General features: G+C 39.6%; 11 protein-coding genes. 9 read left to right on the top strand and 2 right to left on the bottom strand.

Annotation, left to right across the window (positions count from 1 at the left end):
- Window positions 1-39: 39 nt before the first annotated feature.
- From rimP to rpsO, 6 genes are all read left to right on the top strand, one after another.
- A complete protein-coding gene (rimP, locus tag HII17_RS14460; protein WP_169076057.1) occupies window positions 40-495 on the top strand; it encodes a ribosome maturation factor RimP in 456 nt (151 codons plus the stop codon).
- A 28-nt stretch (window positions 496-523) separates the two neighbouring features.
- Window positions 524-2,020 (top strand): transcription termination factor NusA, encoded by a 1,497-nt coding sequence (gene nusA / locus HII17_RS14455; RefSeq protein WP_169076056.1) that lies wholly within the window; start codon window positions 524-526, stop codon window positions 2,018-2,020.
- 21 nt (window positions 2,021-2,041) lie between these two features.
- Entirely contained in the window at window positions 2,042-4,711 is a 2,670-nt protein-coding gene (infB, locus tag HII17_RS14450) for a translation initiation factor IF-2 (protein ID WP_169076055.1), read from the top strand.
- An 82-nt stretch (window positions 4,712-4,793) separates the two neighbouring features.
- Window positions 4,794-5,198, top strand: a complete 405-nt coding sequence (gene rbfA / locus HII17_RS14445; protein ID WP_169076054.1) for a 30S ribosome-binding factor RbfA — start codon at window positions 4,794-4,796, stop codon at window positions 5,196-5,198.
- Window positions 5,199-5,201: 3 nt separating this feature from the next.
- Window positions 5,202-6,146, top strand: a complete 945-nt coding sequence (gene truB, locus HII17_RS14440) for a tRNA pseudouridine(55) synthase TruB (protein ID WP_169076053.1) — start codon at window positions 5,202-5,204, stop codon at window positions 6,144-6,146.
- A gap of 114 nt (window positions 6,147-6,260) precedes the next feature.
- Complete coding sequence (rpsO, locus tag HII17_RS14435) at window positions 6,261-6,530, top strand: 30S ribosomal protein S15 (RefSeq protein ID WP_169076052.1); 270 nt, start codon at window positions 6,261-6,263, stop codon at window positions 6,528-6,530.
- Window positions 6,531-6,588: 58 nt separating this feature from the next.
- On the opposite strand, the gene HII17_RS14430 is transcribed toward rpsO, so the two are convergent.
- Window positions 6,589-7,437, bottom strand: coding sequence for a type 2 periplasmic-binding domain-containing protein (locus HII17_RS14430; RefSeq protein WP_169076051.1), 849 nt, complete (start codon window positions 7,435-7,437; stop codon window positions 6,589-6,591).
- A gap of 239 nt (window positions 7,438-7,676) precedes the next feature.
- Between HII17_RS14430 and pnp the strand changes: the two genes are divergently transcribed.
- The 3 genes from pnp (at window position 7,677) to HII17_RS14415 (ending at window position 12,260) form a co-directional block, all read left to right on the top strand.
- Entirely contained in the window at window positions 7,677-9,812 is a 2,136-nt protein-coding gene (pnp, locus tag HII17_RS14425; RefSeq protein WP_169076050.1) for a polyribonucleotide nucleotidyltransferase, read from the top strand.
- Window positions 9,813-9,912: 100 nt separating this feature from the next.
- On the top strand, window positions 9,913-10,788 hold the full coding sequence (gene nlpI, locus HII17_RS14420; protein WP_169076049.1) for a lipoprotein NlpI: 876 nt from the start codon (window positions 9,913-9,915) through the stop codon (window positions 10,786-10,788).
- Between the two features lie 14 nt (window positions 10,789-10,802).
- The gene (locus tag HII17_RS14415; RefSeq protein ID WP_169076048.1) at window positions 10,803-12,260 is read left to right on the top strand and encodes a tetratricopeptide repeat protein; all 1,458 of its coding nucleotides are present in this window, start codon (window positions 10,803-10,805) and stop codon (window positions 12,258-12,260) included.
- 12 nt (window positions 12,261-12,272) lie between these two features.
- On the opposite strand, the gene HII17_RS14410 is transcribed toward HII17_RS14415, so the two are convergent.
- Window positions 12,273-12,491 (bottom strand): hypothetical protein, encoded by a 219-nt coding sequence (locus HII17_RS14410; RefSeq protein WP_169076047.1) that lies wholly within the window; start codon window positions 12,489-12,491, stop codon window positions 12,273-12,275.
- Window positions 12,492-12,505: the final 14 nt, after the last annotated feature.

The raw sequence follows: 12,505 nt of genomic DNA, 5'->3' as shown, positions 1-12,505 counted from the left end.
GGGCTATATGCCCTTTTTTTATATCTGGAGAATCTGAGATTGGCAAAATTTGAACAAAAACTAACTGAAATGTTACGACCTTCTGTGGAGCAGGTTGGCAAAGAATTACTAGGCATCGAATTTTTAAGTGCTGGTAAGCATTCAGTTTTACGTTTGTTTATTGATCATGAAAACGGCATTAACGTTGATGATTGCGCAGAAGTAAGCCGACAAGTTAGCGCTATTTTGGATGTAGAAGATCCAATCAGTACCGAATATAACTTAGAAGTTTCTTCTCCAGGTTTAGACCGACCTTTGTTCGATTTGGCTCATTTTGAAGCCGTAATTGGTGAAGTAGTCGAAGTTAAGCTAGGTGTGCCATTAAATGGTCGTCGTAAGTTTAAAGGCCAACTTGATGCTATCGAAGGTGAGGCTTTGATCGTAACGGTTGACGGAGAAACTTTTGAATTGCCGCATGGCAATATCGACAAAGCAAACCTAGTACCACAGTTTTAATTATTGAATAAGTAGAAGGCTATAGAACATGAGTAAGGAAGTTTTACTGGTCGTAGATGCCGTTTCAAATGAAAAGGCGGTGCCACGTGAGAGCATTTTCCAAGCGATGGAAACAGCACTAGAGACTGCCACGAAAAAGAAATATGAAGGTGATATCGAAGTACGTGTTTCAATCGATCGCAAAACTGGCGAATTCGATACGTTCCGCCGTTGGTTAATTATTGATGACAATGAACAGGAAATGGAAAATCCATTTGCTGAAATTAGCTTAGCTGCTGCTCAATATGACGATCCAGAATTAAATACTGGTGATTATGTAGAAGAGCAAATTGAATCGGTTAAGTTTGATCGCATTACAACACAAACAGCTAAACAAGTAATTGTACAGAAAGTACGTGAAGCTGAGCGTGCTTTAGTTGTTGATGCATACCAAGAACAAGTTGGTGAACTTATTACCGGCGTTGTTAAAAAAGCAAATCGCGACAGTGTTATTCTTGATTTAGGTAATAACGCAGAAGCTATTGTTTATCGTGATGATATGTTGCCACGAGAAGTTTTCCGTCCGGGTGACCGTATTCGTGGTTTACTATATGCAATTAAACCAGAAGCACGAGGCGCACAATTATTTGTAAGCCGTACAAAGCCTGAGATGCTAATTGAACTTTTCCGCGTAGAAGTGCCAGAAATTGGCGAAGAAATGTTGGAAATCAAGGGTGCAGCTCGCGATCCTGGTTCTCGTGCAAAAATCGCGGTTAAATCAAACGATAAGAGAATTGACCCAGTTGGAGCTTGTGTTGGTATGCGTGGTTCACGTGTGCAAGCAGTATCAGGTGAACTTGGCGGAGAGCGTGTTGATATCGTACTTTTCGATGATAACCCTGCACAATTTGTTATTAATGCAATGGCTCCTGCAGAAGTTGCATCAATTATTGTTGATGAAGATAAAGGCACAATGGATATTGCGGTTGAAGAAGGCAACTTAGCAATGGCTATTGGCCGTAATGGTCAAAATATACGTTTAGCAAGCCAGTTAACAGGCTGGGAGCTTAATGTAATGACTGTTGATGACATGAATGAGAAGCACCAAGCTGAAAATGACAAGGTACTTAATTTATTCACTGAGAAACTTGATATCGATGAAGATTTTGCAACTATTTTGGTTGATGAAGGGTTCGGTTCATTAGAAGAAATTGCCTACGTACCAGTTAATGAGTTACTTGAAATTGACGGTATGAACGAAGAAATAGTTAACGAGCTACGCGAGAGAGCTAAAGCGGCGTTAACGACACAAGCACTAGCAAGTGAAGAGTCATTAGAAGGCGCTGAGCCAGCTGAAGATTTATTGGCACTTGAAGGATTAGAGCGTCACTTGGCGTTTGTGTTAGCAAGTAAAGGTGTTTCAACTTTAGAAAATCTAGCTGAGCAAGGCGTAGATGATTTAATTGAAATAGAAGAATTAGATGAAACCAAAGCAGGTGAGCTGATTATGGCTGCTCGTAACATCTGTTGGTTTAACGAAGAATAAGACGCCGGGAGATAAATATAGATGGCAGATGTAACGATTGAAGAACTCGCCAATGAAGTCGGCACTCCGGTAGACCGCCTTATTAGTCAATTTGCAGAGACTGGTGTAACAAAAAATGCAGCAGATATAGTAACAGAGCAAGAAAAAGAATCTTTGCTTTCTTACTTAAGAAAGCAGCATGGTGATGATTCTGAAGCTAAGCCAAGTAAAATGACGCTAAGCCGCAAGAAGAAAACCACCTTATCTGTAGGTAGTGGTTCAAAAGCTAAGCAAGTTCAAGTAGAAGTACGTAAAAAGCGTACTTATGTTAAACGCAGCGAATTAGAAGAGCAGCAGTTAGCAGAAGCGCAAGAAAAAGCTGAAGAAGAAGCGCGTCTACAAGCTGAAGCGGATGCTAAAGCAGCAGAAGAAGCAGCGGCAAAAGCTAAAGCAGAAGCAGAAGCTAAAGCAAAAGCAGATGCAGAAGCTAAAGCGAAGGCTAAAGCAGAAGCGGATGCTAAAGCAAAAGAAGCGGCAAAAGCAAAAGCGGAAGAAATTGAAGCGGCAAAAGCTGCAATGACGCCTGAGGAAAAAGCTGAAGCTGATGAAGCAGAGCGAATTCGCTTAATTGCAGAGAAAGAAGCTGCTGAGAAAGCGGAAGCAGAAGCGAAAGCCGCAGCGGAAGCTGCGAAAAAACTTGCTGAAGAAAATGAAGCTCGCTGGAAAAAAGAAGAAGAAGAGCGTAAGAAACATGAAAACGATGTTGTTCACGTAACTTCTTCTGTTTATGCGCAGGAAGCTGAAGACAAAGTAGATGCTCAAGATGAAGGTGTTGGGCGTCGCCGTAAGAAGAAAAAGGCTGTCCAAGATAAACCAGTAAGAACAGGTAAAGGTAAGAAGAAAACGTTATCTGCACCACAAAGCTTGAAACATGGCTTCCAAAAGCCTGTTGAAATTAAGAATAAAGAAGTTCGTATTGGTGAAACAATTTCAGTAGCAGAATTAGCAAATAAAATGTCTGTTAAAGGTGCTGAAGTAGTAAAAGTTATGTTCAAAATGGGAGCAATGGCAACCATTAACCAAGTAATCGATCAGGAAACGGCTGCTTTAGTAGCTGAAGAGATGGGTCGTGAGGTTGTGCTAGTTAAAGAAAATGCACTTGAAGAAGCTGTACTGTCTGATCGTGGTGACGCAGGTGATGCAATTACTCGTGCGCCAGTTGTTACTATTATGGGTCACGTTGACCATGGTAAGACATCTTTACTTGATTATATCCGTGAAGCAAAAGTAGCTGCAGGTGAAGCAGGTGGTATTACACAGCATATCGGTGCATATCACGTAGAAACTGGCCATGGCATGGTAACGTTCCTAGATACCCCTGGTCACGCGGCGTTTACGTCTATGCGTTCTCGTGGTGCTAAAGCGACAGATATCGTCATTATTGTTGTTGCAGCAGACGATGGTGTGATGCCGCAAACAATTGAAGCCATTCAACATGCTAAAGCAGCTGATGCGCCAATTATCATTGCTGTTAACAAAATGGATAAAGAAACTGCTGATCCAGATCGCGTAAAAACTGAGCTATCTCAGCACGATGTAATCCCAGAAGATTGGGGTGGTGATGTTCAGTTCGTTCACGTATCAGCTAAGACTGGTTTAGGTATCGATGACTTATTAGATTCAGTGCTACTTCAATCAGAAGTATTAGAGCTAACCGCTGTTGTTGATAAAATGGCAAGCGGTGTTGTTGTTGAATCTAAACTTGATAAAGGCCGTGGCCCAGTAGCGACAGTGCTTGTTCAAGAGGGTACGTTAAACCAAGGTGATATCGTACTTTGTGGTCTTGAATATGGTCGTGTTCGAGCAATGCGTGATGAATTGGGTCGTCAGATTCAATCTGCAGGTCCTTCAATTCCAGTAGAGATTTTAGGTCTTTCTGGTGTTCCTCAATCAGGTGATGAAGCCACAGTTGTTAAAGATGAAAAGAAAGCACGTGAAGTAGCACTATATCGTCAAGGTAAATTCCGAGATGTTAAACTTGCGCGTCAACAGAAAGCTAAACTTGAAAATATGTTCTCTGACATGGCTGAAGGTGATATTTCTGAAGTTAACGTGGTACTTAAGTCTGACGTACAAGGCTCATTAGAAGCAATTTCAGATTCTTTAGTTAAACTATCAACAGAAGAAGTTAAGGTGAAAATCATCGGCTCTGGTGTTGGTGGTATTACTGAGACTGATGCTTCATTGGCTGCAGCTTCAAATGCGATTGTTGTTGGTTTTAACGTTCGTGCTGATGCAGCTGCGCGTAAAGTGATTGAAACTGAAGGTGTAGATTTACGTTATTACAGCGTAATTTATGCGCTTATTGATGAAGTTAAACAAGCGATGAGTGGTTTACTTGCTCCTGAGTTTAAGCAAGAAATCATTGGTCTTGCTGAAGTACGTGACGTGTTCAAGTCTCCAAAAATTGGTGCTATTGCAGGTTGTATGGTTACTGAAGGTAACATCAAGCGTAGCGCGCCAATTCGTGTACTTCGTGAAAACGTTGTAATTTACGAAGGTGAACTTGAATCACTACGCCGCTTTAAAGATGACGTACAAGAAGTTCGTAACGGCACTGAGTGTGGTATTGGTGTTAAGAACTATAATGACGTTAAAGTGGGTGACCAAATCGAAGTATTTGAAACCGTTGAGGTGAAGAGAACGCTTTAAGTTCTTTTTGCTAAGTTATTATTAAATGGGGGCTTAGCCCCCGTTTTTATCTCAGCAATTGCTGAATGTCATAGGAGTTTCTATGAGCAGAGATTTTTCTCGAACAGACCGAGTAGGTCAGCAAATCCAAAAAGAAGTAGCCACTATTATACAGCGCGAAGTTAAAGATCCTCGCTTAGGTATGGTTACGGTTAACGCTGTAGAAGTTACACGAGATCTAGCTTATGCCAAAGTCTTCGTTACCTTCTTTACCCTTGAAGGTCAAAGTGAACAAGAGTCCGTTGTTATTTTAAATGAAGCGGCTGGTTTTATTCGAAGTGTCTTAGCCAAACGTATCAAGGCGCGCATCATGCCTGAATTGCGTTTTGTTTATGACAAATCGCTCGTCGAGGGCGTTAGAATGACAAACTTAGTTAATCAAGCTGTTGCGGAAGATGAACGCAAAGCGGGTGACAATAGTACTGATGAAGGCCATAAGGACAGTTAGTCGATGGCTAGAAGAAGGAAAGGCCGTCCAATCAACGGCATTGTATTACTTGATAAACCGTTAGAGATCTCATCTAACCAAGCTTTACAGCAAGTTAAACGAATTTATTTCGCTCAAAAAGCAGGTCATACTGGGGCATTAGATCCTTTAGCCACCGGAATGTTGCCAATTTGCTTAGGTGAGGGCACGAAGTTTTCACAGTTTTTATTGGATACAGATAAAACTTACATTGTGACGGCAAAGTTAGGCGTTAGAACAACTACCAGTGATGCAGATGGCGATGTGGTAAGTGAAAAGCCTGTAGAGATTTCAAGTGACCAGTTATTGGCAGCGGTAGATAAGTTTCGAGGCAAGTCACAGCAGATACCCTCAATGTATTCTGCATTAAAGTATCAAGGTCAGCCATTATATAAATACGCGCGAGAAGGTATTGAAGTACCTAGAGAGGCTCGTGATATTGAAGTATTTCGCTTAGATGTTTTGCGTTTCGAAGGTGACGAAGTTGATATGGAACTTCATGTATCCAAAGGTACGTATATTCGCACAATTGTCGATGACTTAGGTGAATTACTTGGTTGTGGTGCTCATGTCTCAATGCTTCGAAGAGTTAGCGTGGGAAGTTATCCAAGAGATAAGATGTTAACAATCGAGCAACTTGAAGCCTTATTACAAAAAGCAAAGTCTGAAGAGATACAACCATCTACGTATTTGGACGAAATTTTGCTGCCAATGGAAACCGCGTTGGAAGGTATGCCTAAAGTAGAAGTAGATAATAGTTCAGTAATATATTTACGTCATGGCAATCCGGTACAGGTAGCAAATGCACCATTGTCAGGACTCGTTCAGGTGTTTAGCGAAGAATCTGAGTTTCTTGGTGTTGGCCAAATTAATGATGATGGACTAGTTGCGCCTAAGCGTATAATCGTAGAACATCAAGAGCAAATGTAAGATTACTTGCATTGAGTGTGTAGGCTGTATAGAATACGCGCTCTTTTGAACGTCTTGCTGATTTAGTGTTCGGCTTGACGCGATTTTTAACACTAAACTTAAAAGGTAATTATTATGTCTTTATCTGCAGAGCAAAAAGCAGCAATCGTTGCTGAATATGCAACAAAAGAAGGTGACACTGGTTCTCCAGAGGTTCAAGTAGCTTTATTAACTACTCAAATCAACCACTTACAAGGTCACTTTAAAGCGCACATCCATGATCACCACTCTCGTCGTGGTTTATTACGCATGGTTAGTTCACGTCGTAAGCTTTTAGATTACTTAAAGCGTAAAGACGTTGCACGTTACACTGCATTAATCGGTAAATTAGGCTTACGTCGTTAATCCTAGTTTTTCTAAGAAAAAAGGCGCCTAGGCGCCTTTTTTTGTGCATGAATATTAATTATTGAGCAGTTAAATCTACCCATAGTTCTTTACGTGCTAACGGCGTTTCTTTTGACAAGAATGGATTTCGCAACTTGATCACATGCCGTTTTTCATTTTTTACTCTACTAACTACGTCGCCATAAAATTCATTAAAGAGGCTTTCTAAAGAGCCATCTTTGAACGATAATTCCAAGCCTTTCGATATAGCCTGTGCGAGCTTATAGTTACCATTTCTCACATAAAAGTAATATGCGGTGGGGTAGTGGATTAATGCATGCTTATCGATGGTGATGTTCAGGTGTTCGTGTTCTTTATAATCCCATATCACCTCTAATACTGAACGTGGAAAGTAATCAAACCGGTCTTTATGCAACATATAGTAAAGCCCTTCAGCATCACTTCCTGTAATAACCAAGAGATTATTGCTTTGCAATATACGGGTGTCAGACCACGTATGAAATAGGCCAGCACTAACGGTATTTAATTTTTCTACATCAGTAATGTTTTCAAATAATGATTGATTATCTTTATTAACTAGCGGTATTCGCCAACCATTTAATCCTTTAAGTAATGGAAAACGTATCGGCATATATTTGCTTTCACGCTCTAATGTTGAGCCGCCAAACATTACATCCATACCTTTGTTGCTAGCCATAAGATCAAAGGCACGGCCTTTAGGCATATCTAATCCATATGCCTTTACATGATAATTTTCTGAATTGTATTTATTAGATAAAGCGTGACGTAACACTGAAACGAAATAATCATCGCGTTCGTGACCAGGGTATACCACATCAATTGCATAGACATTGTTGAACACACTAAAAGCAAACCACAAGGTAATAAAACTTTTTGCTAACTTCATTCGTTTCATAAGCGATTTTTTCGTAACAGACGCATTATTTATACGATCATCGATGATTTAATACAAATATCTCGACTTTAAAAATTAGATTGTCGTAATAAATTGTGACATTGGCGTTTTAATTTGCATTCGCCCTAGTAAATACCATTCTTGCCGCTATAATTAGCGGGCAAATTAAACGAAAGAAAACAGAGCTAACTTAAATAGGTAAGTTAGTGTCTTAAATAAGGAAAATATAAATGTTTACTCCGGTAACTAAAACATTTGAATACGGCCAACATACCGTAACGTTAGAAACGGGTGTTATAGCTCGTCAAGCTTCAGCTGCTGTAATGGCATCTATGGATGATACCAGCGTATTGGTAACAGTTGTTGCAAAGAAAGAAGCAGTTGAAGGTCAAGACTTTTTCCCTTTAACGGTTAACTATCAAGAGAAAACATATGCAGCAGGTAAAATACCTGGTGGTTTCTTCAAACGTGAAGGTCGTCCTTCTGAAGAAGAAACATTAACGGCTCGATTAATTGACCGTCCAATTCGTCCATTATTTCCGGAAGGATTTACAAACGAAGTTCAAGTTATTATTACTGTAGTTTCTGCTAATCCAGAAATTGCACCAGATATTATTTCTTTACTTGGTACATCAGCTGCTCTAGCAATTGCTGGCGTTCCTTTTAGTGGCCCAATTGGCGCAGCTCGTGTTGGCTACGCTGAAGATAAATATGTACTTAACCCATTACAGTCAGAATTAGAAACAAGTCAACTTGATTTAGTTGTTGCAGGTACTGACTCTGCAGTATTAATGGTTGAATCTGAAGCTGAAGTACTTTCAGAAGAAGTCATGTTAGGCGCTGTTGTATACGGTCACGAACAGTCTCAAACTGCAATCAATGCGATTAAAGAATTTGCTGCTGAAGTAAATACACCATCGTGGAACTGGGAAGCACCAGTTAAAAATGCAGAATTGATTGCTAAAATCGCTGAGCTTTCTGAAAGCCAAGTAAATGATGCTTACCAAATTACTGAAAAAGCAGCGCGTTATGAACGTGTCGGCGAAATCCGTAATGAAGTAGTAGAAAAGTTACTAGCCGAAGATGCTGAATTAAACGTTCAAGAAGCAAAAGATTTGTTCCACGATCTTGAAAAAACTGTAGTACGTGGCCGTATTACTCAAGGTCACCCTCGTATTGATGGTCGTGATCCAGAAATGGTTCGTGCACTTGACGTAATGACAGGTGTATTGCCGCGCACGCACGGTAGCGCAGTATTTACTCGTGGTGAGACTCAAGCGTTAGTAACTGCGACTTTAGGTACGCAGCGTGATTCTCAGCGTGTTGAAACTATTTTGGGTGAGAAGACTGACAGCTTCATGCTTCACTATAACTTCCCTCCATACTCAGTAGGTGAGACTGGCTTTATTGGTTCTCCAAAGCGTCGTGAAATTGGTCATGGTCGTTTAGCGAAGCGCGGTGTTTTAGCTGTTATGCCTACAGCTGAAGAGTTCCCGTATGCTGTACGTGTTGTATCGGAAATTACAGAATCTAACGGTTCATCTTCGATGGCTTCAGTTTGTGGTACGTCATTAGCATTGATGGATGCAGGTGTTCCAATTAAAGCATCTGTTGCTGGTATTGCTATGGGTCTTGTTAAGGAAGGTGACAGCCATGTTGTTCTTTCTGATATCTTAGGTGATGAAGATCACTTAGGTGATATGGACTTTAAAGTAGCAGGTACTTCTGAAGGTATTACTGCACTGCAAATGGATATCAAGATTGAAGGTATCACTCAAGATATTATGCAAACTGCATTGAACCAAGCTAAAGCGGCTCGTATTCATATCCTAAGTGTTATGGATGAAGCAATTAGCACGGCACGTGATGATATTTCTGACTTTGCTCCTCGTATTCATACGATGAAGATCAACTCTGATAAGATCCGTGACGTTATTGGTAAAGGTGGCGCAACAATCCGTCAACTTACAGAAGAAACAGGCACAACTATCGAAATTGAAGATGATGGTACTGTTAAAATTGCTGCAACAGATGGTAAGCAAGCTGAAGATGCAATCAATCGCATTAAAGCACTAACGGCTGAAATCGAAGTTGGCACAATTTACCAAGGTAAAGTTGTACGTATCGTAGATTTTGGTGCATTTGTTAACGTATTACCTGGAAAAGATGGCTTAGTTCACATTTCACAAATATCAGAAGAGCGTGTAAACGCTGTTACTGATGTTCTAAGTGAAGGCCAGGAAGTAACGGTTAAAGTACTAGAAGTAGATCGTCAAGGTCGTGTTCGTTTAAGTATGAAAGAAGCGGTAGAAAAAGCTGAATCAGCTGAAACTGCTCCTTCAGAAAGTGAAGAATCTCAAGATTAATCACTTATTTAAACAATAAAAAGGGAGCTATCAAGCTCCCTTTTTTATATACTCGAAAAAGTAAATCAATCTCTTTAGACAAGCGTAGGAACTTTCCTAAGTGACAAAATTATCAAGTATTTTCCTTGCTGCCTGTTTTTTGATCATTCAAGGCTGCGCAACAACTCAACCGAATAATTCAGCTTTAGGTAACCTAGTAATAGCTGAACCTATGCCTATTAGCTATAAAAGTGAAGTGGCTTTGGCAAGATTAACAGAAGTTATTCAACGCGCTGAAATTAACGATATGCAGAAAGCACAACTTTATTACGATAGAGGGGTAATATATGACAGCGTTGGGTTGAGAAACCTAGCTAGACTGGACTTTAATCGAGCACTGCGTTTGAAACCTGACTTAGTTGATGCATACAACTTCCTAGGGATTCATTTCACGCAAATGCAAGAATTTAATCAGGCTTATGATCAATTTGATTCAGCTATAGACTTAAACCCTGCACATGAATATGCATTTTTAAACCGTGGGATTGCCTTATATTATGGCGGCAGACCACAATTAGCGGCTGATGACTTTGAAGTGTTTTTAGCGAAACAAAACAATGATCCTTATCGAATATTATGGCTGTATTTGGCGGAGCAGCAAGTTGACAATAAAGTCGCAATAGAAAAATTGAAAGAACGCTCTAGTTTTGTGAGTGAGCAAGTATGGGCCAAACAAGTCATCCAGCTTTATTTAGGTGAAGTTTCTCAAAGCCAGTTTATTCAACAATTAACGGCAAATGTACATTCAAATAAAGCACTAACAGATAGGTTATGTGAAGCATACTTTTACTTAGGTAAATATGCGCAATATAAAGGTGAGGAAAAAGTAGCAATTAACTTTTTTAAACTTGCATTAAGCACTAATGTATATGAGTTTGTTGAGCATCGTTATGCCAAGTTAGAGTTAGATTTGATCCGCCAAAACAATAGCTACTAAATACGACGAGCTATATGCTAGTAAGAGCACTTATATTATTGAGCTTGATGATTACGCTGTCATCAAGCTCATTTTTATTTTCGGGCTACTTCCAATCTCAAATCAAAACTAATCAAGTTTCGGAGGCTACGCTAGCATACGCTTTAGCCTACCAACTTCCAGCAGCTGAGTTATATCAATTCGAACAAAGTGAAAGAGGCAGCCTTGCATGGCTAGCTATAGCTCATCGATTGGTAGAACAGGGAAACCATGATGTTTCTTTTTCATTAGGAGAATATTATCTAACCTCGGGTAAAAAAGAGTTAGGCATTGAGTTGCTTAAACAAGCCGCGAAAAGCAAGCACTTATTGGCAACACAGTATTTAGCAAATTATTACTATGAAAATGGACAATATAAAGAGGCGAATTTTTTAATCGATGATGTGCTAATAGCTAAGAGTCAACCATTAGCGATTCTCAAAATAAAATCGCTAATGGCAATCGGTGAATTAAGTGAACTTAATCGCTTTGTACCCAAATTAAATCATCATGAAAAAAGTCGAAAATTTCTTGAGTTGTTAGATAAGTACAATGTTCTTCAAACAAGTCCCCAAAACACTAAGATTACTAGCTGCCCTTTAAGTATAACGTTGGTTGCTGGCACTTTTGAGGGGTTACAACACTTTGAAACATTAGCTAAACAATATAAACAGGGAGTGCTAAATGACTACCTTTGTATTGAGCGAATAAGGTATTTGCCAAGTTATAGTGAGAGCTGCAGCCGCACAAGTAATGCCAATCAGCCAATTAGCTGTGATGAATCTTTTTGGCAGCAATATGCGAGTGAAATAAAAAGCACATACCTCGGCGTAATGCTTCCCAAAGGTGGAGCAAATGTGAATTACGGTATTCTATATATCGACCGATACGACGACATTAATGTATTTAATCATGAAGTGACACACCTATTGGGTTTTGTTGATGAATACGAATTATCGTCACAACATAAAGTGTGCAATGAAGAAGCATTCGATATTGGTTATAACATTGCCGTAATTGAGCAGCACTTAACAGAACAGCACGAATATTCATATTCAGTGCCGATAAGCAAAGTAAAGCAGTTGCCTTGGTTTCATATGCTCGACGCTTCGCTAGTCTTAGGAAAGCAACAGCTAGTTTTAAATCAGGCTTATGCTAAATCCGGGGTCGGTATATTTTTAGCTGAAACTTGCCAACAAAATACTAAGCATATGGCAATTAAACCGCTAAATAAGCGGACACTGTTGAGAAACCATGACGTAAAACTTCCAACAGAGTACATAGAAATGTTAGAGGCGGTACCTAAAATGTATAGCATGCCATCTTTTCATTTTAATATTTCACTTGAGTACTTACGGCTAAATGATCTCGACAACGCAAATTATTGGCTAAACAAAACTCAGATGCACTATTCAGCCGAAAAAATTGAAAAAATTCTTACTCGAGGTTATTAGAGATTTTGCCGGCTAGTTTCGGTTGATCAGGTCTATTTGCGGAACGTCAAAATAAGTTAAATTTGATGTTTTATTTGGTTTTAAAATGGCTGGTTTGTTTGATTCTAATAAAGAGTCTCTTACTTTTGCCGTTGGCCACATAGCTTGATTTAATTGATGTTTATCATTTCCAATTAGAGGCTTCCGATACACTTTATGATTAGCTTCTTTAAACCAAGAGAATAATGACATAATTACAACCTTAT

Source organism: Thalassotalea algicola (genome assembly GCF_012932965.1).
Lineage (GTDB): Bacteria > Pseudomonadota > Gammaproteobacteria > Enterobacterales > Alteromonadaceae > Thalassotalea_F > Thalassotalea_F algicola.
The sequence above is the reverse complement of the archived record's forward strand: the minus strand, read 5'-3'. Positions and strand labels throughout refer to the sequence as shown.